The 23,496-nt window shown below is 66.7% G+C and carries 22 protein-coding genes; 5 read left to right on the forward strand and 17 right to left on the reverse strand.

The window, feature by feature from the left end:
- The first annotated feature begins 5 nt into the window (after positions 1 to 5).
- The 4 genes from ACLF6J_RS10430 (at position 6) to ACLF6J_RS10445 (ending at position 3,393) form a co-directional block, all read left to right on the forward strand.
- Positions 6 to 977, forward strand: coding sequence for a carbohydrate ABC transporter permease (locus ACLF6J_RS10430; protein ID WP_134352651.1), 972 nt, complete (start codon positions 6 to 8; stop codon positions 975 to 977).
- 2 nt (positions 978 to 979) lie between these two features.
- Positions 980 to 1,900, forward strand: a complete 921-nt coding sequence (locus ACLF6J_RS10435; RefSeq protein WP_194239318.1) for a carbohydrate ABC transporter permease — start codon at positions 980 to 982, stop codon at positions 1,898 to 1,900.
- A gap of 265 nt (positions 1,901 to 2,165) precedes the next feature.
- Positions 2,166 to 2,924: a hypothetical protein gene (locus ACLF6J_RS10440; RefSeq protein WP_134352650.1), complete on the forward strand. Its 759-nt coding sequence runs from the start codon at positions 2,166 to 2,168 to the stop codon at positions 2,922 to 2,924.
- A 34-nt stretch (positions 2,925 to 2,958) separates the two neighbouring features.
- Positions 2,959 to 3,393, forward strand: a complete 435-nt coding sequence (locus ACLF6J_RS10445) for a DUF3995 domain-containing protein (RefSeq protein ID WP_134352649.1) — start codon at positions 2,959 to 2,961, stop codon at positions 3,391 to 3,393.
- Between the two features lie 13 nt (positions 3,394 to 3,406).
- On the opposite strand, the gene ACLF6J_RS10450 is transcribed toward ACLF6J_RS10445, so the two are convergent.
- Both ACLF6J_RS10450 and ACLF6J_RS10455 read right to left on the reverse strand, forming a co-directional pair.
- Positions 3,407 to 4,573, reverse strand: coding sequence for an ROK family protein (locus ACLF6J_RS10450; RefSeq protein WP_134352648.1), 1,167 nt, complete (start codon positions 4,571 to 4,573; stop codon positions 3,407 to 3,409).
- Positions 4,574 to 4,736: 163 nt separating this feature from the next.
- A complete protein-coding gene (locus tag ACLF6J_RS10455; RefSeq protein WP_047521753.1) occupies positions 4,737 to 5,036 on the reverse strand; it encodes a chorismate mutase in 300 nt (99 codons plus the stop codon).
- Between the two features lie 62 nt (positions 5,037 to 5,098).
- On the opposite strand from ACLF6J_RS10455, the gene ACLF6J_RS10460 reads away from it, so the two are divergent.
- On the forward strand, positions 5,099 to 6,319 hold the full coding sequence (locus tag ACLF6J_RS10460) for an AI-2E family transporter (RefSeq protein ID WP_134352647.1): 1,221 nt from the start codon (positions 5,099 to 5,101) through the stop codon (positions 6,317 to 6,319).
- A gap of 60 nt (positions 6,320 to 6,379) precedes the next feature.
- On the opposite strand, the gene ACLF6J_RS10465 is transcribed toward ACLF6J_RS10460, so the two are convergent.
- The 15 genes from ACLF6J_RS10465 to ACLF6J_RS10535 all read right to left on the reverse strand — a co-directional run bounded on the left by ACLF6J_RS10465 (position 6,380) and on the right by ACLF6J_RS10535 (position 23,493).
- Entirely contained in the window at positions 6,380 to 7,294 is a 915-nt protein-coding gene (locus tag ACLF6J_RS10465; RefSeq protein ID WP_134352646.1) for an ABC transporter substrate-binding protein, read from the reverse strand.
- 65 nt (positions 7,295 to 7,359) lie between these two features.
- Entirely contained in the window at positions 7,360 to 8,085 is a 726-nt protein-coding gene (locus tag ACLF6J_RS10470) for an ABC transporter permease (RefSeq protein WP_134352645.1), read from the reverse strand.
- Positions 8,082 to 8,765: an ABC transporter permease gene (locus tag ACLF6J_RS10475; RefSeq protein WP_134352644.1), complete on the reverse strand. Its 684-nt coding sequence runs from the start codon at positions 8,763 to 8,765 to the stop codon at positions 8,082 to 8,084. The genes ACLF6J_RS10470 and ACLF6J_RS10475 overlap by 4 nt, the downstream gene beginning before the upstream one ends.
- On the reverse strand, positions 8,762 to 9,634 hold the full coding sequence (locus tag ACLF6J_RS10480; protein ID WP_047521744.1) for an ABC transporter ATP-binding protein: 873 nt from the start codon (positions 9,632 to 9,634) through the stop codon (positions 8,762 to 8,764). Before ACLF6J_RS10480 ends, ACLF6J_RS10475 begins: the two co-directional genes overlap by 4 nt.
- A 60-nt stretch (positions 9,635 to 9,694) precedes the next feature.
- The gene (locus tag ACLF6J_RS10485; RefSeq protein ID WP_046748074.1) at positions 9,695 to 9,997 is read right to left on the reverse strand and encodes a DUF427 domain-containing protein; all 303 of its coding nucleotides are present in this window, start codon (positions 9,995 to 9,997) and stop codon (positions 9,695 to 9,697) included.
- Between the two features lie 148 nt (positions 9,998 to 10,145).
- On the reverse strand, positions 10,146 to 11,582 hold the full coding sequence (locus ACLF6J_RS10490; protein WP_134352643.1) for a dihydrolipoyl dehydrogenase family protein: 1,437 nt from the start codon (positions 11,580 to 11,582) through the stop codon (positions 10,146 to 10,148).
- Positions 11,583 to 11,717: 135 nt separating this feature from the next.
- Positions 11,718 to 12,413: a hypothetical protein gene (locus ACLF6J_RS10495; RefSeq protein WP_134352642.1), complete on the reverse strand. Its 696-nt coding sequence runs from the start codon at positions 12,411 to 12,413 to the stop codon at positions 11,718 to 11,720.
- A 28-nt stretch (positions 12,414 to 12,441) separates the two neighbouring features.
- Positions 12,442 to 12,888, reverse strand: a complete 447-nt coding sequence (locus tag ACLF6J_RS10500) for a hypothetical protein (protein ID WP_134352641.1) — start codon at positions 12,886 to 12,888, stop codon at positions 12,442 to 12,444.
- 736 nt (positions 12,889 to 13,624) lie between these two features.
- Positions 13,625 to 14,170 (reverse strand): hypothetical protein, encoded by a 546-nt coding sequence (locus tag ACLF6J_RS10505; protein ID WP_134352639.1) that lies wholly within the window; start codon positions 14,168 to 14,170, stop codon positions 13,625 to 13,627.
- Positions 14,171 to 14,637: 467 nt separating this feature from the next.
- Positions 14,638 to 15,219, reverse strand: a complete 582-nt coding sequence (locus ACLF6J_RS10510) for a biotin transporter BioY (protein WP_134352638.1) — start codon at positions 15,217 to 15,219, stop codon at positions 14,638 to 14,640.
- Between the two features lie 179 nt (positions 15,220 to 15,398).
- Positions 15,399 to 16,799, reverse strand: coding sequence for an MFS transporter (locus tag ACLF6J_RS10515; protein ID WP_134352637.1), 1,401 nt, complete (start codon positions 16,797 to 16,799; stop codon positions 15,399 to 15,401).
- Between the two features lie 180 nt (positions 16,800 to 16,979).
- Positions 16,980 to 18,149 carry a lactonase family protein gene (locus ACLF6J_RS10520; protein WP_134352636.1) on the reverse strand — a complete coding sequence of 390 codons (1,170 nt, stop codon included), beginning with the start codon at positions 18,147 to 18,149 and terminating at the stop codon, positions 16,980 to 16,982.
- A gap of 11 nt (positions 18,150 to 18,160) precedes the next feature.
- Positions 18,161 to 19,447, reverse strand: coding sequence for an adenylosuccinate synthase (locus ACLF6J_RS10525; RefSeq protein ID WP_047521732.1), 1,287 nt, complete (start codon positions 19,445 to 19,447; stop codon positions 18,161 to 18,163).
- A gap of 293 nt (positions 19,448 to 19,740) precedes the next feature.
- Positions 19,741 to 22,176 carry an FG-GAP-like repeat-containing protein gene (locus tag ACLF6J_RS10530; protein ID WP_166804677.1) on the reverse strand — a complete coding sequence of 812 codons (2,436 nt, stop codon included), beginning with the start codon at positions 22,174 to 22,176 and terminating at the stop codon, positions 19,741 to 19,743.
- A gap of 144 nt (positions 22,177 to 22,320) precedes the next feature.
- Complete coding sequence (locus tag ACLF6J_RS10535; protein WP_134352634.1) at positions 22,321 to 23,493, reverse strand: hypothetical protein; 1,173 nt, start codon at positions 23,491 to 23,493, stop codon at positions 22,321 to 22,323.
- Between the last annotated feature and the right edge of the window lie 3 nt (positions 23,494 to 23,496).

Here is a 23,496-nt window from a genome sequence, read left to right on the forward strand (position 1 = left end):
CCCGAATGAGCCAGAAGACAGAGTCCTCGAACCTCGCGGGGGCGGCCACCGGCCGCCCCCGCACCCGGAAGACCCCGGATGCCCTTCGCGGCAGGCCGGGTGGAAAGGATCTCCTCCAGGCGCTGCCCTGGATCGCCCCCGCACTGCTGCTCATCATCGGCGTGGTCTTCTTCCCCGCCGGGGTGATGTTCTTCAACTCGACGCGCGACATCTCCCTGTCCGGCCTCGACAAGGGATCCGTCGGCTTCGACAACTTCGTCACCGTCTTCACGTTCGCCGAGTTCTGGCCGATCTTCTTCCGCACGATCGTCTGGGTCGTCTCGGTCGTGCTGTTCACGGTCGTCATCTCGCTCGGACTCGCGCAGATCCTGAACAAGGCCTTCCCCGGACGCCAGCTCGTGCGCATGGCCGTCATCGTCCCGTGGGCGGCGTCGGTCGTCATGACGACGATGGTGTTCTACTACAGCCTCGAGCCGTACTTCGGCATCTTCAACAAGTTCCTCTACGACATCGGGCTCTCGGACGATGCCGTCGGATACGGGTGGACGAAGAACCCCGCGACGGCGTTCGCCTGGTCGATCGTGATCGCGATCTTCGTGTCGCTGCCCTTCACGACCTACACCATCCTCGCGGGCCTGCAGTCCGTCCCGGCCGACGCGATCGAGGCGGCGAAGATGGACGGAGCCGGCCCCGCCCGCACCTACTGGTCGATCGTCCTGCCGCAGCTGCGCAGCGCGCTGGCGGTCGCCGTCCTGATCAACATCATCAACGTGTTCAACTCGCTGCCGATCCTGAAGGTGATGACCGGCTCGATCCCCGGTTACGGCGCCGACACGATCATGACGCTGATCTTCAAGTACATCGAACTGCAGAAGAAGGTGGATGTCGCCAGCGCGCTCTCCGTCGTCGCCTTCCTCATCGTCATCGTGATCGTCGCGGCGTACGTGAAGATCGTCAAGCCCATGAAGGAGGTCTGATCATGACCGTGACCGAGACCGCCCTCGTGACCACCGCCGGCTCCTCGCCCGCACCGCGCATCCCCGGCCGCAAGCGCCGCTACACCGAAGACCAGGTCACGCTGCCCCGTGTCATCCTCCGCACCGTGGCCGGGTTCCTCGTTCTCGCGATCTTCGTGCTGCCGTACCTGATCATGTTCTTCGGCTCGGTGAAGACGAAGCCGCAGATCCGCTCCGTCGACCCCACGTATCTGCCGACGGAGTGGCACTGGGAGAACTACATCACCATGTGGTCCACCCCCGAGACGCCGCTGCCGTACAACCTGATCTCGACGATCATCATCGCCGTGTTCGCGACGCTGCTCGTGCTGCTGGTCGCCCTGCCTGCCGCGTACTACACCGCCCGGTTCAAGTTCCCCGGCCGCATGGTGTTCCTGTTCCTGGTCATCATCACGCAGATGCTGCAGCCCGCGGTGCTCACCTCGGGCCTGTTCCGGCAGTTCACGACCCTCGGGCTCGGCGACACCTGGGCCGCCATGATCTTCATCAACGCCGCGTTCAACCTGTCGTTCGCGGTGTGGATCATGCACTCCTTCTTCGCCGGCATCCCCAAGGAGGTCGACGAAGCCGCCCAGATCGACGGCGCCGGACGCTTCACCGTGCTCTTCAAGATCAACCTGCCGCTCGTGTGGCCGGGCATCGTCACGGCGATCGTGTTCACGTTCGTCGCCTGCTGGAACGAATTCGCGGCCTCGCTCGTGATCCTCTCGACCGACAAGAACCAGCCGCTCTCCGTCGCGCTCACCAAGTTCGTCGGTCAGTACGAGACCAGCTGGCAGTACGTGTTCGGAGTCTCGATCGTCGCGATCCTGCCCGTGGTCATCCTGTTCATGCTCATCGAGAAGCGCCTCGTCGGAGGCCTCACCGCCGGCAGCGTGAAGTAGGAGCCCCCGCGAAGCGGTCCCGTCCGAAGCGGTCCTCCCGGACGGGGCCTCCCGGACGGGGCCTCCCGGAATGAAGGAATTCTCACGGTATGAAGGAGTGCATGTGGATTCCGCTCCTTCATTCCGTGAGAACTCCTTCACGGCGTGAGGGACATCGGTCACGGCGTGAGGGACATCGGTCACAACGAGAGGGACATCGGTCGCGGCGAGGGGGACATCGGTCGCGGCGAGAGGGGCATCCTTCACGGCGAGAGGGGCATCGGGGATGAAGAAAGCGACAAGCGGAGTTTCCGTCTTCGCAGCCCTCGCGATCGTGCTGGTCGGATGCACCGCGATCGAGCCCGCGCCCGCAGCGACACCGACACCCTCGGGTTCGACCACCGTCGAGCTGATCATGAACGGCCCCGCGGTCACCGGCACCGGGCCGACCGCCCCGTACCCCGGCATCGACTTCCCCCTGCAGGAAGGCATGCGCTCGGTGACGATCGACATCGAGTGCGCCGGCGGCGGACTCTTCCACGCCGAGCTCGGTGACTCGATGGCGCTCGGACAGGCTCCCCTCCGCGGCACGTGTGACGGCACCACCTCCCTGGTCTGGCCGATCACCGAGGCCACGGGACCGACCTTCACGATCTGGGTCCCCGAGGGTGTCGAGTGGACTGCGACACCGCACTTCTCCACGGCGGAGTTCGTCCGTGATGAGAAGATCACAGCCGAGTGCGAGGCGTTCGGGAACGTCTACAGCGCGCTGTGGAACGCCGACGCCGGATACACGACCTACCAGGCGTTCGACGAGACGGAGTGGAAGACCCGCGTCGAAGCGGCCGCGGTGGAACTCGAGTCGCTCGTGAAGGCATCCGATACGGGGATGGCCGACTCGTTCGCCGAGGTTCTGGCCGCGATGCAGGGTGAGAAGTCGGCTCCCGGCGCCTGGCTGTCCGAGACCAACCTGCTCGACCCGATCACCGACACCTGCAACAGGAACCACAGTCAGATGATCCTGCGCGCGGAGTTCGGCGGCTGACGGCTGCTCACCCGCGGAAGAGGAGAATGGGGACATGACTCCTCTCGGACGGATCGGTCAGGTCGTCGCGACCACATCACTCGGCACCATCGGAGCCATCCATCTGCTGTGGGCCTCCGGCGCGTCCTGGCCGGCGTCGAGCCGGAAGCGGCTGGCGCGACAGGTCATCGGCAGCGACGAGATGCCTTCAGCCGGCGCATGCCTCGTGGTCGGTGGAGGAATGCTCACCGGGAGCGCGATCATCGCCGGCGCAGGGGGAACTCACACGCTCGCCAAAGCCGCCCGCGTGGCGGCGGCCCTGGCGTTCCTCCTCCGCGGCACGATGGACGGGGCTCGAGTGACCGCACTTCTCGGGCGGCCGGGTCCCGATCGCCGATTCGTCGAGCTCGATCGGCGCATCTACCGTCCGCTGTGCCTCATCACCGGCGCCGCGATCGCCCTCGCGGTGCGGGGAGACCGACGACGCTGACATCGAGGGGCGTTCAGAGGCTCGATGCGGATGCGGCGCGCAGCTGCTCCGGGTTCCAGCGCACGCCGAGCGCCGACGTGAGCGCGGCCTGAGCGGCGCCGGCCGCGAGCGACACCCGAGGATCCGCGTAGCGGACCGGGACCTGCGCCGTGCCGCGGGAGGGGTACTCCGTCTCGCGGCGAACCCGGTCGAGGAAGCGCGGCCCGAGCTCGGTCGCCGGTCCGCCGATCACGACCTCGGTCGGGTCGAGCAGTGCGCTGATGAGCTTGACGGCCCTCGCGAGCGCGCGGGCCCCCTCGTCGAGATGGCGCTCGTCCGCGCGGGCGGCGAGAGCACGGATCTCGGATGCGTCCATCGCATCGGTGAACTCGTCCCCGATCATCGCGCCCAAGGCTGCCGCGGACTCGAGACAGCCGCGCTGTCCGCACCGGCAGACACGCGCCGCCTCACCGAAGACGACTTGCACGTGCCCGATCTCGCCGGCGCGATCGCGTGGACCGGGCGCGAGTTCGCCGTTCAGGGTCACCGCGGCGCCCACGCCGCCGCCGAGGTGGATGAAGAGCCGGTATCCGGACGGGGATTCCTCCATCCCGGCTTCGGCGACGGCCTCGGCGTCGACGTCGTTGACGAGCAGCACGGGCGCCCCCAGCACACGTTCGAACCTCTCGGCGAGAGGCACGTCCTCCCACTTGAGCTGCACGCTCTCGAGCACCGAGCGCCCGTCCGTCGTGCCGGGGAGCTGGATCCCCGCAGCGAGCACCCGCGGTCCGAACTCGGCGGCCACCGCGGCCACGGCGTCGTCGAGTGCGCGGTCACGGGTCTCGGGGGTGTAGTCCGCGCGACGGACGTCGACCTCGGTACCGTCGAGCGCCACGAGGGCGATGTATGCGTGCAGGGGTTGGATCACCAGGACGAGGATCAGGTGGTGACTCGCATCGACGCTCAGCGTGGTCGCCCGCTTGCCACCGGTGCTCGCGGCCTGCTCCCCTTCGACGATCAGTCGGTTCTCGATGAGCTCGGCGACGAGGGATGACGCCGTGGCTGCGGTCAGACCCGTCGCTCTCGCGATCCCCGCGCGCGTCTGGGTGCCCGGGTTGCGGAAGACGAGTTGCAGCGCGCGCCGGAGGTTCGCGCGCCGCACCGACGCTTGGGTGTCCAGGCCCTCATCCGTGCTCAGCATGTGCGTCCGTTCCGGAGCTCGCCCGTGGCGAGCGGTTGACAGATCGTGGCGTGATCCGTAGTCTCTCCGTAAGTTTATTCATTGAACTTAGTTGGTCGATGAATCCCACAAAAGCTCCGGACGGGCGAGTGCTGCACACACCGTCGCCCGTCCGGCACCTCTCTCAGCGGCTCTCCGCCGCTTCCGTGTGGTGGCGGATGACCTCCGCCACCACGAAGTTGAACCACTTCTCCGCGAACTCGGGGTCGAGATGCGCCTCCTCTGCGAGAGCGCGCAGACGGGCGACCTGCTGCTCCTCCCGATTCGGGTCGGACGCCGGCATCTCGTGCTCCGCTTTCAGCTGCCCCACCTGCTGGGTCGCACGGAAGCGTTCGGCCAGCATGAAGATGAGTGCGGCGTCGATGTTGTCGATGGTGGCGCGAAGTCGGAGCAGTTCGGCCTTCGGGTCCTCGGCGGCGGTCATGCCCCTACTCTAGAGCCGTCGAACACCCGGATTCCGACCCGCGGCACCGCTATCGTGAGCACATGAGCAACGAAGAGTCGCCGGCGCCCACTCCCCTCGATGACACCGCGCCCGCCCGGAAAGCACCGCGCACCGACGCCGCAGTCGCGAGCGCCGACTCTCCCACCGCAGAGCCCGCCGCGACCGGCGCAGCGCGCCCCGTGGTCATCGAGCCGATGACGCCGAGTCGCTCGTTCTGGACGCGCATCGACCGTCCGTTCGTCTTCGGCTTCCTCGTGACGCTCGGCGGACTCGGCGCGCTGGTGATCGGCCTCGCCCTGACGAGCCTGTCCACCGTGCTCATCTACATCGCGCTCGCCCTCTTCGGCGCGCTCGGACTCGACCCGGCCGTACGGTTCCTCGAGCGTCGCGGCCTCTCCCGCTCGATCTCCGTCGTCATCACGATCCTCGCGCTCATCCTCGTGTTCGCCGTCGTGCTGTGGATGATCATCCCGATCGTCGTCGAGCAGATCGCGAGCTTCGTCCGCTCCGTCCCCGGGATGATCCAGGACTTCACCCGCAGCGACATCTACGCCACGCTCGACGCGCAGTTCGGCGATCAGTTCCAGGATCTGGTCGCCGAGGTCCAGAAGTTCCTGACCGACTTCGGCAATCTCGCGACGATCGGCGGCGGCGCTCTCGCGGTCGGCGCGTCGATCGCGACCGGCATCTCGGGCGCCATCGTCGTGCTCGTGCTCACGCTCTACTTCCTCGCGACCCTGCCCGGCATGAAGCAGGGTCTGCTGCGTCTGGCACCGGCCCGCGACCGCGCTCGTGCGAGCGACATCACCGAACAGATCACGGACTCGGTGGGCGGCTACGTGATGGGGATGGTGGTGCTGGCCTTCTGCAACGCGATCCTCGCCCTGACCCTCTACTCCATCCTGGGTCTGCCCTTCCCCCCACTGATGGCGACGATCGCGTTCTGCGTCACTCTGATCCCGCTGGTCGGATCGGTGCTGTTCTGGATCATCGGCACCGGGCTCGCACTCTTCACCAACCCGATCGCGGCGCTGATCTTCGCAGCGATCTACCTCATCTACATGCAGATCGAGGCCTACGTGCTGACGCCGCGAGTGATGAACCGGGCGGTCGCGGTCCCGGGGTCGCTGGTCGTGATCGGCGCCCTCGCCGGTGGCACGCTGCTCGGCCTCCTCGGGGCGCTCGTGGCCGTGCCCGTCACCGCTTCGATCCTCATCATCATCAAGCAGGTGCTGGTGCCGAAACAGGATGCCCGCATCTGACCCTCGCCCGACGACGAAGCGCCCGGACCCCTGAAGGTCCGGGCGCTCCTGTGATCCGACTCAGATGAGGTCGTTGTCGGTCAGCCAGGCCTCGGCGATGTCGCTCGCCGACTTCTGGTCGACCGTGCTCTGCACGTTCAGACCGACGAGCTCTTCGGCGGTGAGCTTGGCGCTGATGGCGTTGATCACGTCGGCGACCTCGTCGGCGACGTCGCTCGAGACGATCGGCACGACGTTCGAGGCAAGGATGATGTTCTCCGGGTCTTCGAGCGCGACGATGTCTTCGGTCTGGAACGCGGGGTCGGCCGAGTAGATGTCCGCGACCTGGATCTCGCCGGCCAGCAGCGACTCCAGCGTGGTCGGGCCGGTCGCCGAGAACGCCAGGTCGACGCCGTAGACCTCCTTGGCGGCCGCGGGCCCGTACGGGCGCTGCTCGAACTCCGGTGCCGCACCGATCGTGACCGGGGTGGTCACCTTCGAGAGGTCACCGATCGAGGTGAGGCCGTTCTCCTCGGCGAAGCTCTTGAGCACCGTGTAGGTGTCCTGGTCCGAGGCCTCGGCGTAGTCGAGAGCGGTCAGGCTGTCGGGCAGCGCGTCCTGCAGCGCGGCATAGACGTCTTCCGGGCTGGTGGCGGTCGCGCTGTCGTCGAGGTACTCGAGCAGGTTGCCCGTGTACTCCGGGAACACGTCGATCGCGCCGGACTCGACGTCGGGCATGTAAGCGTCGCGCTGTCCGATGTTGAACTCGCGCTTGACGTCGAACCCCGCGCCTTCGAGGGCCTGCGCGTAGATCTCGGCGATGATCTCGTTCGAGTAGTAGGCCTGGGAGCCGACGACGATCGTGTCGCCGCCGGAGCCCGCGTCATCGGTCGGAGCGTCGAGCGGGTTGCTGCTGGCGCACCCGCCGAGGACGAGCACCGCGGCGAGCGCGGCGCCACCGGCGAGGGCGAGTCGTGACTTACGTGCTGTGAACATGGGGAGTTCCTCTTCTCTGGGACAACGGGATGGGTGCTGTGGGACGGTGAGGGGCTGTGAACGTGTCAGGCGGTGGCCGGCGCGGGTGAGGCTGCAGCGGTACGCGACCGGCGGGTCGTGGTCGGCGCTCGCACCCCGGCGGGGACGGCGGCGTGCTGGAGGAGGGCGAAGATCAGGTCGACCGCCAGCGCGAGGATGGCCACGAGGATCGCACCGCCGAGCACCTGGTCGAACTTGCGCAGGGGGATGCCCTGGATGATCGGCCAGCCGAGACCACCGAGGTTCACGTAGGCGGCGATCGTGACCGTGGCGATCACCTGCAGGAGGGCCGCGCGGATGCCGCCGACCAGGAGGGGGAGCCCGAGGCGCACCTCGACCTTCCAGAACACCTGCCACTCGGTCATCCCCATCGCGCGCGCCGAGTCGAGCACACGGCGGTCGATGGCCTCGAGGCCGGTGTAGGCGCCCGCGAGGAGCGAGGGAATGGCCAGCAGCACGAACGTGATGATCGCGGCTTCGGGGATGCGGAGCACACCGAGCAGCAGCACGAGCAGCACGAGGAGTCCGAAGGACGGGATCGCGCGAGCCGCGCCGGAAACAGCGACGGCGATCTCGCGGCCGCGGCCGGTGTGGCCGATGAGCCATCCGATCGGCACCGCGATGATGGCAGCGATCAGCACCGAGATCAGCGTGTAGTACATGTGCTGGCCGAACAGGATCGGCAGCGAGTACGGCCCCTCCCACCGGTCGGGGGAGAAGAGCCAGGCGATGGCGTCGGTGAACACGTTCATGCGGCGGTCCTCAGCGTGGCCGCCTGTCGTGCGGCTGACGGTGTCTTGGCGGCGCGCGTCCACGGCATCAGCGCGCGGCCGAGGAGCAGGAGCAGCAGATCGATCACCAGGGCGATCACCACGACCGCGATGACGCCCGCGAACACCTCCGCGAGGATGCGGCGCTGCAGACCGTTCTCGAAGAGGTAGCCGAGGTTCGTCACACCCACCAGGATGCCGACGGTGGCGAGGGAGATCGTGCTGACGGCCGCCACACGCAGCCCGGCGAGCACGACGGGTCCGGCGAGCGGGAAGTCGACGGTCCAGAACCGGCGGAACCCGCCGTAGCCCATCGCGGTGGCCGACTGCCGGATGGCGGGATCGACCGAGTCGAGGCCGTCGGAGACCGCACGGACCAGGATCGCGACCGCGTAGATGGTGAGACCGATGATGAGGTTGATCGGGCTGCGGGCCGGATACCCGGCGACGGACGGCAGCAGGATCAGCAGCGCGAGTGACGGGATCGTGTAGAGCAGACCGGTGAGAACGATGACCGGCCCTTTGACCAGTTGATAGCGCCAGGCGACCCACCCGAGCGGCACCGACAGCAGGAAGCCGAGCACGATCGCGATCGCGCTCTGCTGCAGGTGGATGGCGGTCAGCTCGAGGATGAGACCGACGTTGTCGACGATCCAGTTCACGGAGCGCCCTTCGTCACGCTCTCCTCGCTCAGGAGCGCGTCGCTGACAGCATCGGGCACGTCGACGATCGAGCCCTGGGTGCGCCCCTCCGAGTCGACCACCACGGTGCCCCGCGGCGTCTGCTTGAGGTGCAGGGCGCGGCGACCGCGATCGGCTCCGATGAACGCGGAGACGAAGTCGTCCGCCGGGTTCTCGATGATCTCGCTCGGACTGCCGACCTGCACGATGCGCGCGCCCTTGTCGAGGATGACGACCTGGTCGCCGAGCAGGAACGCCTCGTCGATGTCGTGCGTGACGAAGACGACGGTCTTGTCGAGCTCGCTCTGCAGGCGCAGGGTCTCCTGTTGCAGGTCGGCCCGCACGATGGGGTCGACTGCGCCGAAGGGCTCGTCCATGAGCAGGATGTTCGGATCGGCGGCGAGTCCGCGGGCGACACCCACACGCTGCTGCTGGCCGCCGGAGAGCTGACTCGGGTAGCGCTCGGCGAGCGCCTGGTCGAGGCCGACCGTGTCGAGCAGGTCGCGCGCCCGCTGGTGGGCCGCAGCCCGCTTCACCCCGGTCAGCCGGAGCACCGTGGCCACGTTGTCGATGACCGTGAAGTGCGGCATGAGCCCGGAGTTCTGCATGACGTAGCCGATGCGTCGGCGCAGAGCCACCGGGTCGCCTTCGAGCACGCTCTCCCCGTCGATCTCGACGTCGCCGGAGGTGGGCTCGACCATGCGGTTGATCATGCGGAGCAGGGTGGTCTTGCCACAGCCGGACGAGCCGACGAACACGGTGGTCTTGCGTGACGGCAGCACGAGGCTGAAGTCATCGACGGCGAGTGCACCGCCGGGGAACCGTTTGGTGACGTTGCGGAACTCGATCATGGGCTGGTCTCCAGTCGGTCGATCGATGTGCGAGCGGACGAGTCTTGGCTCTTCTGGTGGCTACGGGCCGACCTCGACGCGCGGATCGAACGCCACGAATCCGGAGAAGTCTTTGCCGACGCGATCGAAGGCCGACGGGTAAGGAGTCGGATACGACCAGGCGTAGTCGGTGTGCAGCTCGCCGTCGGTCTGCACGGAGTAGTACTGAGCCGCGCCCTTCCAGGGACAGGTGTAGGGCGTGGGGCTCTCGACGAGCACCCCGGGTGTGATGGATGCGGGCGGGAAGTACCAGTTCCCTTCGATGCGGGCGAGATCGCTCTCGTCGGCCTCGGCGATGACGGTTCCTGCGAGTACAGCCTTCATGGTCCTGCCTCCTCGGATGTGTGTTCGAGCGTATAAGACGGTGGGGACATCGGGCTCGAGGGTTGCGCGCGGGCCGTCAATGTGAGAAACAATCCCGAATCTGTTCGGCCTGCCCGCGAAAACGGATTGCCCGCCACGATGGTCGGACTCAGGCGGAATCGCGCCCGTAGCCCTCCAGGAGTCGCAACCAGATCTCGCTGACGGTCGGGTACGACGGCACCGCATGCCAGAGACGGGCGATCGGCACCTCGCCGACGATCGCCACGGTGGCGGCGTGCACGAGCTCCGCCACTTCGGGGCCGACGAAGGTCGCACCGATCACGACATCGCGGTCGGTGTCGATCACGAGCCGCGCCTGCCCCTCGAAACCGTCTTCGTAGAGGCTCGCCCCCGCGATCCACCCGAGGTCGTAGTCGATCGCCTTCACGGTGATTCCTGCCTCGACCGCCTGCGCCTCGGTCAGACCGACGGAGCCGACCTCGGGGATCGAGAACGTGACCTGCGGGACGGCGGCCTGGTCGGCGGTCGCGACGTGACGACCCCAGGGGCTGTCATCCACATCGTCGCCCTGGGCACGCGCGACGATGACGTCGCCTGCCGCCCTCGCCTGGTACTTGCCCTGGTGGGTGAGGAGCACGCGCCCGTTCACGTCACCGACCGCATACAGCCAGTCGGATCCGGGGACCCGGAGGGTGTCGTCCGTCTCGATCCAGCGGCCGGGCTCCAGGCCCACGACGTCGAGGCCGATGTCTCCACTGCGCGGCGAACGACCCGTCGCGGCGAGAACCTCGGTCGCGATGATCTCCTCACCGCCGTCGAGCGTCACGGTCACGCCGTCGGCGCCACGGTGCACGGATGCCGTGCCCGTGTCGGTGCGCACGTCGACGCCGAGTTCCTTGAGGCCGGCCGCGACCCGCTCCCCGGCGAAGGGCTCCATCCCCCCGAGCAGACCGCTGCGGGCGACGACGGTGACCTTCGAGCCGAGTGCCGCGTATGCCGTGGCCATCTCGACCGCGACCACGCCTCCGCCGATCACGGCCATGCTCTCCGGCAGCTCCTCGGCACTGGTCGCCTCTCGACTCGTCCAGGGTGCGGACTCACGGAGCCCGTCGATGGGCGGGATGACGGCGTCCGATCCGGTGCTGATCGCCACCGCATGCCGGGCGTGGAGCACGCGCGTCGCGCCGTCGGCATCCGTCACGGTCACCTCCCGCTCACCCGTCAGCCGGCCGTGCCCGCGCGCCAGATCGATCCCGGCGGAGTCGAGCCACTTCACCTGCCCGTCATCGGACCAGTTGCTCGTGAAGGAGTCGCGCCGTTCGAAGACCGCCCGCACATCGAGCTTCCCGGTCACCGCCTGAGAGGCGCCCGCCACGTGCTGCGCTGCCCGCAACGCCTGCGCCGACCGCAGCAGCGCCTTCGACGGCATGCACGCCCAGTAGGAGCACTCACCTCCGACGAGCTCGCTCTCGACGATGATCGCGGTGAGCCCGCCCTGCACGGCGCGGTCGGCGACGTTCTCGCCCACCGGACCTCCGCCCAGCACGATCAGGTCGTATTCGTCGGTCTTCTGCGCTGCGTTCATGCCTGGCACCTCTCCGTCGGCCGGTTCCGTCGCCCAGTCTCGCTCAAGACCAACGCCGAGTCACGGGTGAGTTGTTCCCTCCGGCGTGGCGTGGGAGTGGTGAACCCTTGCTCATCTGCGCCTCTCGGGCTTCCGTCATCGCTGAGGGTTCAGATCACCGCGGCGGCTTTGGCGCACGTCGGTCGCGGGCCTCCACCCACGGATCTCGAGCTGAACGCCGCCCTCACGCAAGCGCTGGACCAGAGGAGCAGGAATGACGATCCCGGCGATGCCCGCGCTCGCTTCCAGGTCGATTCGAACGCTGCTCGCGCGTTCGTCGACGGCCTCACGCAGAGCTCGGTTCAGGCGCGGTTGGCGCCGAGATGCTTCCGATTCGATGATCTCGACCGTGCGACTCTGCGCGTCCGAGACCCAGGTGACAGCGACCCGATCCACCGCGGGCGGCGTGGGATCATCCGCCTCTTCCTCTGCGAGATTGACTTCCGCCCAGATCTCGAACGACCGGCCGCAGTCTTCCAACCACTGTCCGGAGAAGATCGCCGAGGTCGGGGCCACTCTGGGGGCGAACCACAGCACGACGTCAACATCGACGTCCGCTTCCGTAGCCAGGGCCTCAAGGATCGTCTGACCATCGTGCGTGGCGCGATCGAGGGCCTCCCCCAGATCCGCGCGACGATCATCGACGGGAATGTCGACTGTGAAACCCGAATAGTCATCTCTCGGTGCTCGGCTCCAGCCAAGATCCATCCGCGACATGACGCTCGACGGCCCCGTGTCGGCACGCGAGTAGCCGAACAAGGTACAACTCAGGTCGTGATCCTGTTCGGCCATCCTCATCCTTTGGAGAATCATGGGTCGGCTAGCGGCTGTGTTCGCGGCTTCCGCGTCTCAGGATGAGCGCGTTCAGGATCAGGTAGACAAAGGACAAGGCCGCCACCAGAGGAACAAGCAGAGCCAGGAGGAGGGTCACTCGATCTCCCTGAACGTGAGCGTAACCATAGGTGCCAAACGCCCCATTCAGCCATGCCGAAACCAAGGCAACGCTCGCCATCCCTCCGCAGAACAGCGTGAGCCGAATCGGCCGCGGGGAAACCCTCGGACTCCACCTCGAGAGGAGGAACACCAAGACGAAGGTGACGATGCACCCGACAGCCGCGACGACGACGGAGAACCCCAGGAGAGCGAGCCTCACGTCCGGGATCTTCGCCCAGTCAAGGCCACCGGAAACGAGTAGATCGACGACGAGGATCACGCTCCCCAGCACAGTGCCCGCTACGGCCCATGTCATCATCTCTTTGAGTTTCATAGGCTTCTCCGGGTCACGGGGGCCGTCTTCCCGATGAGCGCGGCATCGGTGAAAGCCGCTGCACGTGTGCCAGTAGTCAGCACGGGGTCGCTCCCCACGGTACGGCGAAGTCGACAAGGTAGAGCACCATGTCGTCGGTCAGCTCTTCCAACGGTGTCAGTGGACTGAGTTCGACACGAAGACGCGTGGGACCGCCAGGGTCCGTCCACGCAACCACCGAAAAGCTGCTCCTGCCTTCTGGCCCCGGTAACAAGAGCCTGATTGCGTACTCTTCCCCCGGCGCATCTCCCTCCCACGTGCCCGTAGCGACAGCGCTGCATCTGACTGACCTCATCACCAACTCGCTTCCTGGGTCCAGGTGAGCGTCGTGATCGCCCGCGCGGCGGCTCTAACTCAGTTGCGTCAACCCGATTCCGTATGTCTCCAGCACGCGCATCTCGGAGACAGGCACGAATCGCATCTTTCCACCCTCGACGTAGCGCAGAGCGGGCCGCAACGGCACGAGCATGAGGAAGGCAAAAAGATTCAAATCGTACCAACAGATCGCCTGCCTGAGTCGGGCTTTCTGAGCCCACGAATGGACCAGCAACCATGCGACAACCGAAAAGGGAAGGAGGAGCCAAAGGACAAACCCACGGACAAACAGCAACAACAGCATCGCGATGCCAGCGACAACCCTCATCAAAGTCCTCCAAGAAATCCGGACGAGTCTCGTTGATCGCCCAGGCTCAAGTGTCTAGCTCTTCTTCAGGTACAGAATCTCGTTCTCCGTGAGCTCCTCCACCGGCGTCAGCGGACTGAGATCAACCCGAAGAACCGCTGGGCCATCTTGCAGCCTCCACGCGACCACCGGGAAGTTGGTTCTGCACTCCGGCCCCAGTGACACGAATCGGACCGTGTAGTGGTCGTCCGATGCCGTTCCCCTCCAGGTACCTGAGAAATCGACAGTGTTATCCCAGAGGTCATCAGGATCATCATCCCGCTCGGGGACCGCGCCGTCACAGTACAACCCCCGCGGCCACCCCTCGGCAGAGAACGTGCCGTCGCTCTGAATGTCTAGAACCACCACCTGATCACGGCCCTCAGAGGTCCACTGACCCACCGCATCGGTCGCACGGAAGCCCTCGTCATAGTGCCCCGGGACAGTCGAACAGCCTGCGATCGCGCCAACAGCGAGAAGCACAGCAACGGCGACCCCGATTCGACGGAACTTGATCACCACGTCAACTCCTCGGTCCCGGTGAACGTCGTGTCGACGGTCGACACGGGCGGGCTTGTTCATGTATCCGGTACCGCTTCACCACACACCCGACGAACCCAGAGGCGCACCAAACGGGTCACCGATCAGAGATATCAACTCGACAGAAGCCCCTGAACGATGAAACTTCCTCCCAAGACTGCAATGACGGCTCCGGCTATCGCAATGTGGATCGGTGTGGACGGTCTCACTGCATCATCGGCAACAGGTTCTCCGAAGAAGACTTTGAGCCCGAGGTGTATGGTCCGCGCAAACCACCGACGAGCAACCATCGCGGTAGTTCCCAGAGCCGCGACCAGGGACCCCAGAATCAAATCCAGAACCATCACGCACCTCTGTCGCTCTTGGCCCCAGCGCACACCACTTGTGGAGGCCTCAAGCGAAAGTCCACCCGACACCGATCCTCTTGCTCACGGATGCACGCGCCGTGGAACTCACGACGAAACCGTTTCATCACCGAAGGCTATCGGCTGGGGACGTCCACGGGCAGCTCAGGCGGTCACGAGCTCCCGGCCCCGGCGGGAGTCGGCGAACGCGCGGGGATACGCCCGGCGCAGGGTGACGACGATCAGCGTGGCCGCGGTCACCTTGATGAGGTCGCCCGGGAGGAAGGCCAGGCTCGACAGAGCGGTGAGGTCGAGCGGAACTCCGGTCACGAGCGCCTGGACCGGGACGCCGAACGCGTAGACGACGAGCACGCCGCCGACCAGAGCAGCCACCGCGCACCGCCACCAGGTGAACCGTCCGGTGCGCATGAGCAGCCCGATCACCACGACGCCGGCGATCCAGCCGATCAGGTAGCCCACGGTCGGTCCGACGAAGACACCCAGGCCCCCGCGTCCGCCTGCGAGCACGGGGAGTCCGACCGCGGCGAGCGCCAGCACGAGGGCGATCGACCAGGGCGCGACGCGGGGACCGAGCACAAGGCCCGCGATCATGACGCCGAGCGTCTGCCCGGTGATGGGCACGCCGCCGGGGAGCGGCACGACAACCGTTCCCAGCACGATGATGAGGGCGGCGAACACGGCCACCCGACCGAGGGTCGCACTGGAGTCACGGGTCGATGCGGTCATCGCTCATCCTTCCTGAACAGTGTTCACCTGAACACCGTTCATCAGAGTACGGATGTAGCTACCCCCGCGCAAATCACCACCCCGGAGTCACCAACACGACCTTCCCGCACTGACGCCGTTACGCGATGGCGTCATGTGGGCCCGCAGCATCCTCCAGCGGGTACTCGTCACGTCCCGGCTCATGACTCCCCCTGCTCCCGCGATTCGTCTTTGGCGGATTCGACACGGACCCTCGGGGAGAGGACCGCCGCTGCGAAGGCCACGACCGCAGCCAGGACGAACACGCCAAGGAACGGGTCGGTGCCCGTGAGCGCGGTGAACAGTGTGCCCGTGACGGCCAGGGCCAGGGCGCTGCCGAACGAGTCGGCGACCGTCATCGCCCCGCTGTTGAAGCCCTGATTCTCCGGCGTGGACATCGCGAGCGTGAGGGCACTGGTGCGCGGACTCATCAACCCCATTCCCATACCCGCGATGACCCAGGCGAGCGCAATCAGCAGAGCGTCTCCTCGGAAGCCCGCAGTCACGACGGTCAGCACGATGCCGGCGAACACGAGGCCCGTCCCGAGCCGCACGGCCGTCACGCTCGAGAGGCGCGCGCCCAGCCGCCCCTGGACGGTCGCGGCGAGGGACCACGCGAGCGCACCGCCGGTCAGCGCGAGTCCTGCCAGAGTCGGCGACAGTTCGTATCGATCGGTGAGCAGGTAGGGCAGGTAGACCTGCGCACCGAAGAACGCGGCGGCCGCGACCCCGCGGACGAGGATGACGGACGGCAGCCCTCGGCGCGCCCGAAACGTCCCGCGCGGGACCAGCGGCCGCACGGCGATGAGGGCGACCACGATAGCAAGGACAGCGAGAGCAGAGCCGAACCCGGGGATGTCGCCGACCAGATTCAGCGCGAGCACAGCAACGGCCGCGAGCACCGACCATCCGAGTCGCCCGAACGCCCAGGGAGTCGTCGCATCGCCGTGGTTCACGAGCCCACGAAGTGCGGGCACGACCATCAACAGCGCCACCAGCACCAGGATGACCACGCCGAGGAAGACCCAGTGCCAGCTCCAGAGTTCGGTCACGGCACCCGCGACCGTCGGGCCGATCAGTGAGGGGATGACCCAGGCCGCGGCGAAGCCGGCGAAGATCGCCGGATGGAGCTCGTTCGGGTAGACGCGGGCGACCACCACGTACAGGGCCACCATCAACCCTCCGCTGCCGAGGCCCTGGGCGAACCTCCCCGCGACGAGGATCTCCATGCTCGGAGCGAGGCCGGCGATCAGCAGTCCGACGATGAACAGGGCGACCGCGGTGTACAACGGAGCGACCGGTCCGCGACGATCCGCCCAATTCCCGGCGAGCACCATGCCGATGACCCCGGTGGCGAGAGGTCCGGCGAAAGCGAGCGCGTACAGCCGTTCTCCGCCGAGATCGGCGCTCACGGTCGGCATCACCGTGGTGACCGCCAAGGATTCGAACGCGCCGAGGAACACGAGCGCACAGGCGCCGATCGTGATCCAGACGTAGTCACGGCTCAAGATGCGAGGTGCGGCCGCGCCCGGCGTCGACACCTGCTCGGTCTTCGAGGTCATGATGATGACCGTAGAACCTCAAGTAAGGTTGAGGTCAAGCGCCGGTTCGCCGACGAGGGTTCAGCCGCCGAGCAGGACCTCGTGGAGGGCATGCCCCACGCCCTCATCGTTCGGCTCCATGACGGTCAACGCGGTGACGTCAGATCCGGGAAGAGGAGGTCGACGGCGCTCGGCATCGTCTCAGCGCACCGGAAGGAAATGCGTCGGCGTCGGCACCTGCGCCTCGTGGCGGATACCGAGGGGCGCGCCCGTGCGCTCATCGAGGTCGAGCAGGGTGATGGTATCGGAGCGCTGCCCCGCGACCAGCAACTTGCCCTCATGCACCAGGTGGTGGCGCGGCCAGTCGACCCCCGCGTCGGCGAGCGCCACGGACTCCAGGGCCTCACCCCCGCCGCGCACGCGCAGGACCGCGATCGTGTTGCTTCCGCGCAGGGCCGTGTAGAGGAAGTGTCCGTCGCGGCTGCGGGCGAGTTCGGCGGGGAAGTCTGTGCCCACCTGGGCGATCGGACTCGACAGCGTCGACGACACGATGCTCCACGTGCGGTCGGACGCCTCGGCGAGCGTGAACACCTCGCACGAGTACTCGGTCACCACGTGCAGGTGCCCGCTGGGGTGCAGCACCATGTGCCGCGGCCCGGTGCCGAGTGGCAGCACGACCTCGTGGTCGAGTACGAGCCCGCTGCCGACCTGCCGCCAGAACCGCACGAGGTCGAACCCGAGGTCGGTCGTGGCGATGCGCCCGTCGGGAAGAAACACGGCGGCATGCGCGTGCGAGACACGGTCACCGCCCACCCCGTACGGGTCGACCGCGGCGACGCCGTCGCCGAGAGGCGTCGGCGGCGCCCCGGGGGCCGACACGCCAGATGTCGGACGGAAGGCGCTAGGGCGTCCGACATCTGGCGTGTCGGCGGGGTCCGTGTCGTCGCCGAACAGTGCCGCGCGGAGTTCCGCCGCCGCATCCGGCCGTGCGGGGACGATCCGACCGTCCGCATCGAGGCCGAGCCGCACCACGCGGCCGTCGCCGTAGCAACTGGCGACCAGGGCGGAGCCGTCCGCAGCGACCGCGACGTGACACACGTACTGGCCCACCGTCGCCGGTGCACCCATCGGGGAGAGGGCGCCGTCCCCCGTACGCACGAACGCCTGCACGGCGGAGTCGCCCTCGAGCGCCGCGTAGACGACGTCGAGCGTCGGATGCTGCGCAAGCCACGACGGCGAAGGGACCTCTGCGACCACACCCCGGTACGCGAGCGTGGTGGCCTCCCGGCCTGCATCCCCCGCGAGCAGACCGATGCCGTCGGCAGAACCGTCCATGCCGGGGCCGTAGCCGCCGAGCCAGAATCGCGTCACGACGGACCGGATCAGTCGAGCAGGTCGTGGCGGACGATGACCTGGTCGCGCTCGGGGCCGACACCGATCACCGAGATGCGGGTGTTGCTCATCTTCTCGAGCGCCAGCACGTAGTCCTGTGCGTTCTGCGGCAGGTCCTCGAAGGTGCGGGCGACGGAGATGTCCTCGTTCCAACCCGGGAAGTACTCCAGGATCGGCTTCGCGTGGTGGAAGTCGGTCTGGTTGACGGGCACCTCATCGAAACGCTCGCCATCGACGTCGTAGGCGACGCACACCGGGATCTCGTCGAGTCCGGTCAGGATGTCGAGCTTGGTGAGCACGAGGTCGGTGATGCCGTTGATTCGCGTCGCGTACCGGGTGATGGGCGCGTCGTACCAGCCGACCCGACGCGGACGCCCGGTGGTGGTGCCGAACTCGAAGCCCTGCTTGCGCAGCCAGTCGCCCTGCTCGTCGAAGAGTTCTGTCGGGAAGGGGCCCGATCCGACGCGGGTCGTGTACGCCTTGACGATACCGACGATGCGGTCGAGCGCACCGGGGCCGACGCCCGCACCCGTCGCGGCTCCGCCGGCGGTCGCCGACGACGAGGTCACGAACGGATAGGTGCCGTGGTCGATGTCGAGCATCGTCGCCTGACCGCCTTCGAACACGACGACTTCGCCACGATCGAGGGCCTCCGCGATCAGGTAGCCCGTGTCGGCGACAAGGGGGCGCAGGCGGTCGGCGTACGACAGCAGATCGTCGACGACCTCGTCGGCGGTGATCGCGCGACGGTTGAAGATCTTCACCAGCAGGTGGTTCTTCTGATCCAGAGCGCCTTCGACCTTCTGGCGCAGGATGTTCTCGTCGAAGATGTCCTGCACACGGATGCCGACGCGGTTGATCTTGTCGGCGTAGGCCGGACCGATGCCCCGACCGGTGGTGCCGATCATCCGCTTGCCGAGGAAACGCTCGGTGACCTTGTCGAGCGTGCGGTGGTACTGCGTGATGATGTGCGCGTTGGCGCTGACCTTGAGACGCGAGACATCGATGCCACGGGCAGCGAGCGCCTCCAGCTCGAAGAACAGGACCTCGAGGTCGACGACGACGCCGTTGCCGATCACGGGAGTCACGCCCGGAGAGAGGATGCCGGAGGGCAGCAGGTGCAGCGCGTACTTCTCGTCCCCCACGACGACGGTGTGCCCGGCGTTGTTACCGCCGTTGAACTTCACCACCCAGTCGGTGCGCTCACCGAGCAGATCGGTGGCCTTGCCCTTTCCTTCGTCGCCCCACTGCACGCCGACGATAACGATTCCTGGCATGGGTAACCCCCTGGCTTTCGCCGGGTTTGCACCGGCCGATGAGCTGGCCCTCTTCGGGCGGTCCCATCCTATCGGGAGCCTCTCCCCCGCCCCTTCGCCCCGAGTCGCCTCCGCATTCCCGGTCTCCGGGGTTCGCTTCCCGGGGTTCCGGTCGCGATATGACAGCGCCGTTGGCGTTTAGAGCTGTCATATCGCGACCGGAGCAGGAGGGTCCGCCATGAGCGGGGCCCTCCTGCACCGCGGCGCCGGCCGTCAGACTGTGGGTCTGAACGGAAGAGCGCGCGAGCGTGAGGTCAGCTGAACAGCCGGACCGACGTCCATCCGTTGCCTACACGGGTGGAGGCACCGAACCCGGAGAGGCCGCGCCCGGGATACACGTACAGCCCGCCGTCGCTGCTCCGACCGAACAGATCGGCCTTGCCGTCCGCACCAAAGTCGACACCGCCGGTGATCCCCGTGATGCTGTTCCATCCGCTGCCGACCACCGGGCCACCTGTCAGATTCACGTTGTTGCCGGGGTAGATGCGAAGCGCTCCGGTCGTGGTGGTGGCGAGGATGTCACCCTTGCCGTCTCCGGTCCAGTCGCCGGCGAGGACTCGAGACACCCCACTCCAATCGTGTCCGATCTTCATCTTGGTGCCGAACGTGCCGTTCCCGTTGCCCGGGTAGGCGTACAGGTGACCGTCGGACTCACGAGCGACGAGGTCGGCTCTCTTGTCGCCGTTGAAGTCGATTCCGCCTGTGATCAGACTCTTCGTGTCCCAACCGCGAGCTGCCAACGCTTTGGTCGGGAAGCCCAGCGCTCCGTCACCCTGGTGGTACCAGAGCGTGCCATCGGTGTTGACGACCATCATGTCGCCCTTGCCGTCGCCGTTGTAGTCACCGTGGATGATGGTCGCGGCAGACGCCCATCCCGTGCTGACGGACGTCTGAGTCGTCCATCCACCGCCACCGTTGCCGTGGTAGATGTACAGCGCATTCGACGACCTGATGATCCCGATCACATCGGCCTTGCCATCGCTGTTCAGATCGAACGAGGGCTTGGCGGGAGTCAGCGGCTCACCGTGGTACTCGAAGTGGTTGTGTGTGCAGTCCTCTTCGGTCTGCGCCCAGCCGTTCGGCACCGTGAGCGCCGGACGGCACGCAACCTGACCGATGCCTGCCGGAGCAGGGAGCGCGTCGAACATCGCCGCGATCAGTGCCCGATCCTCGTCCGTGTCGCCGGTGGCCGTGACACCGTTGACGACACTGATGTCGACGGCGTGGCCGCCGCTGTTCTTCGCGTGATAGCTCGTGGCCGACGGCGTCGCCATGGTGCAGTACTCGTTGAGCGACGAGATCGTGATCGAGAAGTTCTGATCGACCACGACCTTCTTCAGCGCAGCGAGGATCACGGGATCGATCGTGCAGTCGCGAACCTGTCCGCTGATCAGGTGTCCGCGCTTGAATCCGTCGGCATAGGCCTGGATCTGAGCGAGCGCTTCGGTTCCGCTCACGCGTCCGGAGTCCACGATCTGTTGCGCCAATGCCTGATCTGCAGCGGCGACCGGAGTCGTGTCGAGCCCCTTCTGGATCGTGCGCGCCACCCAGCCGGCGATGACATCAGAACGGGTCGCGACCGTCGAGGCCGTACCCGCGGGAACACCCGAGCCGTAGCAGCCGGTCTGAGTGGACTGGGACGCGACCGCGACAAGCGTGTCGGTTCCGTCGATGTTGCGGACCCCGGGAGCGCCACCGTCACCGAGGCAGAGCGAAGCGCCGGTTGCCGCGGTGGTCAGAGTCGTCGCTTCGATTGTCGTCACCGGGTACGTGTTCGTGCGGGACGCAAGCGGGACCCAGACGGACTCGGTGCGACCGAAGCCGGTGAAAGCGACGTCCTGCCCGGCCGCCGGAGCGGTTGTGGCGACCGGCATGGGGGTGATGTCGTCGACCGGGCTCTCCAGCTTCGCCAGCACCGCGTCCTGGCCGTTGCCGGCCGGCTCGAAGCGGGTGATCTTCACACCCAGCTCACCGCTACCGCTCGCGACCTTGTCGTTCGCGACGTCCGGACCGAACAGCGCCCGCGCCGGAGCGGGCGGCGCATCTGCGGCGACCGTGGCCGGGTCAGTGGCGAAACAGCTCGCCGCCGTCAACACCCACGACCGATCCACCAGCGTCCCCGTGCAGGAGCCCAGGTCTGTGCGGATCTTCGCGATCGCGGTTCGCGGATGCGTGGCCGTCGTCGCCGGCTCATCCACCGCCGGGTCAGCCTTCACCTCGATCACCACGATCGTCGACTGACCGGTGAAGTTCTCGTCGACAGTCGCTCGCCCACCCGCCGGAACCTCGGCCACCTCCTCCGGTTCACCTGCGACCGAGTACGTCACGTCCATCGGTTGCGCGCCGGCCTTGACACCGAACGACGCCGCGATCTCGAGATTCAGAACGGCCGGTCGGAAGGCGACCTCGAAGCACACCTTCGCCGTCTTGCCCGACTTCTCGAACTCGACCTCGACCTGCCCGGTGCCCCGCGCGCAGGTCGCCACCCGCAACCCGCCGTTGCCATCCTTCAGAACGATGCCAGCTGCGGTGCCAACGGACGCTCCGTCCGGATACGCGCCCGACTCCACGAGATACCCCGGAGCATCATCAGCGACTGCCGAGGCCACCGGGGCCGAGACGAGCAATGCCGACACCAACGCCGCCGCCATCACGCCAGCCGCAGCGCGGCCTCGACGGGGAGATTTCAACGAAAACATGCAATACCTTTCAAGATGGGCAATGGGTTCATGAATTGACGCGTTCTCGCGGCCGAGCGATGCTCCTCCCCAGCAACGGAAACGCTGAGTCTGCCTCTCGCTCTCGCGCGAAGCCGCAATCAAACGGACGAAGCGCTACTCGCGGACTTCCTTGCCACGATTTCGGGCGATGTTCGCTTCGATGCGCATCGCCTCGGATGATCCCGGATCAGGGCGTCGCAAGGATGGCGGCATCACCTTGGCCGGCGCGATAGCCTCGCTATCGCCGCTCGAGTTAAGGGTCGCGAGGAGGCTCACGTCCACCCAAGGAGCCCGCCTGACCTTCGACTGAAGAACCCTCCGTTCAGCAGGAGATTCTGTCAATCGATGGACGACACCTTCCGGCGTTGCCGTCACCACCCCCGGATCGAGGTATGGTCGCACAAGTTCTGCGTACTCGGTCGAAAACCACGTCATCCATTTTGGTTCCGGCGGTAATCCTCCCCACCCACCCTCGAAAGATGACGGCCTCGAGATGGAAGAGGCATCTGCACTCAATTCCGACGACGCAAAGAAGCTTGTTGACTTCCGCGCGACGTCCGAAAAGAACTCGAAGACGCCTCCCGTCTCCCCGGAATCCCGCAGCACGTCAAAGTCCAACGCGATTCGTATCACTTGAAAACGTGAGCGGAGATCATTGGTCCACCCAGTGATTCGCCCGCGCCTGATCCCGTTTCCATCAAACATGAGGCTGCTCACGGCACACTTTTCCCGATAGATCCGGTCGAACTCGATATCTGGGTCACGCGGAAACTTCCCTTTCAGAGGCTCAAATATCCCGAACCTCGTCGGCACCGCAACCGGAAGATGCGCCCGAGCCGCGCTCAGGTACGTGTTCGCGAAATCCGCACTCCCGTCTCGCAGTCGGTACCACGCCAATTCGAGCGTCAACCCTCGCGCCACCGGCAGCTGCGGAGCTCGCGCCTCATCGACTTGCGGATCACTGACCCAGCCCCCGAGCCTCTCAGCCAGACGTATGGCCAAGACCGTTGCGAGGGCTATGTCCTGTTCATCGGCGCGCGCCACGATCAGCGAGTACAGCACCATCGCACCCATCCCTCGCGGCTCTTCACTCTCGAAGTCGTCCGGCTCGACAGCGAATGGCCCGTCGATCGAGAACACGTGCGCGCCAGTCTTTCGGTTGACCGCGGCGGCAATCTCACCGTCTGAGCCGATGGCCGCCTCAAGTCCGTCGACGCTGCGCACCGCATCGATTAGTTCTGAGGCACTCAACGCCTCGTAGGCGTATACGTTGAGGTCGTAAGACAATCT

It is taken from the genome of Microbacterium sp. IO18, assembly GCF_049099505.1.
GTDB lineage: Bacteria > Actinomycetota > Actinomycetes > Actinomycetales > Microbacteriaceae > Microbacterium > Microbacterium aurugineum.

Excerpts from the sequence above, each read along its gene's own strand:
- ACLF6J_RS10510 (WP_134352638.1), bottom strand. The coding sequence starts at position 15,219 with ATGACCGCATCGACCCGTGACTCCAGTGCGACCCTCGGTCGGGTGGCC.
- ACLF6J_RS10430 (WP_134352651.1), top strand. The coding sequence starts at position 6 with ATGAGCCAGAAGACAGAGTCCTCGAACCTCGCGGGGGCGGCCACCGGC.
- ACLF6J_RS10485 (WP_046748074.1), bottom strand. The coding sequence starts at position 9,997 with ATGAAGGCTGTACTCGCAGGAACCGTCATCGCCGAGGCCGACGAGAGC.
- ACLF6J_RS10515 (WP_134352637.1), bottom strand. The coding sequence starts at position 16,799 with ATGACCTCGAAGACCGAGCAGGTGTCGACGCCGGGCGCGGCCGCACCT.
- ACLF6J_RS10470 (WP_134352645.1), bottom strand. The coding sequence starts at position 8,085 with ATGAACGTGTTCACCGACGCCATCGCCTGGCTCTTCTCCCCCGACCGG.
- ACLF6J_RS10465 (WP_134352646.1), bottom strand. The coding sequence starts at position 7,294 with ATGTTCACAGCACGTAAGTCACGACTCGCCCTCGCCGGTGGCGCCGCG.
- ACLF6J_RS10455 (WP_047521753.1), bottom strand. The coding sequence starts at position 5,036 with ATGACCGCCGCCGAGGACCCGAAGGCCGAACTGCTCCGACTTCGCGCC.
- ACLF6J_RS10435 (WP_194239318.1), top strand. The coding sequence starts at position 980 with ATGACCGTGACCGAGACCGCCCTCGTGACCACCGCCGGCTCCTCGCCC.
- ACLF6J_RS10495 (WP_134352642.1), bottom strand. The coding sequence starts at position 12,413 with ATGGCCGAACAGGATCACGACCTGAGTTGTACCTTGTTCGGCTACTCG.
- ACLF6J_RS10480 (WP_047521744.1), bottom strand. The coding sequence starts at position 9,634 with ATGATCGAGTTCCGCAACGTCACCAAACGGTTCCCCGGCGGTGCACTC.
- ACLF6J_RS10450 (WP_134352648.1), bottom strand. The coding sequence starts at position 4,573 with ATGCTGAGCACGGATGAGGGCCTGGACACCCAAGCGTCGGTGCGGCGC.
- ACLF6J_RS10490 (WP_134352643.1), bottom strand. The coding sequence starts at position 11,582 with ATGAACGCAGCGCAGAAGACCGACGAATACGACCTGATCGTGCTGGGC.
- ACLF6J_RS10505 (WP_134352639.1), bottom strand. The coding sequence starts at position 14,170 with ATGAACAAGCCCGCCCGTGTCGACCGTCGACACGACGTTCACCGGGAC.
- ACLF6J_RS10460 (WP_134352647.1), top strand. The coding sequence starts at position 5,099 with ATGAGCAACGAAGAGTCGCCGGCGCCCACTCCCCTCGATGACACCGCG.
- ACLF6J_RS10500 (WP_134352641.1), bottom strand. The coding sequence starts at position 12,888 with ATGAAACTCAAAGAGATGATGACATGGGCCGTAGCGGGCACTGTGCTG.
- ACLF6J_RS10445 (WP_134352649.1), top strand. The coding sequence starts at position 2,959 with ATGACTCCTCTCGGACGGATCGGTCAGGTCGTCGCGACCACATCACTC.
- ACLF6J_RS10525 (WP_047521732.1), bottom strand. The coding sequence starts at position 19,447 with ATGCCAGGAATCGTTATCGTCGGCGTGCAGTGGGGCGACGAAGGAAAG.
- ACLF6J_RS10440 (WP_134352650.1), top strand. The coding sequence starts at position 2,166 with ATGAAGAAAGCGACAAGCGGAGTTTCCGTCTTCGCAGCCCTCGCGATC.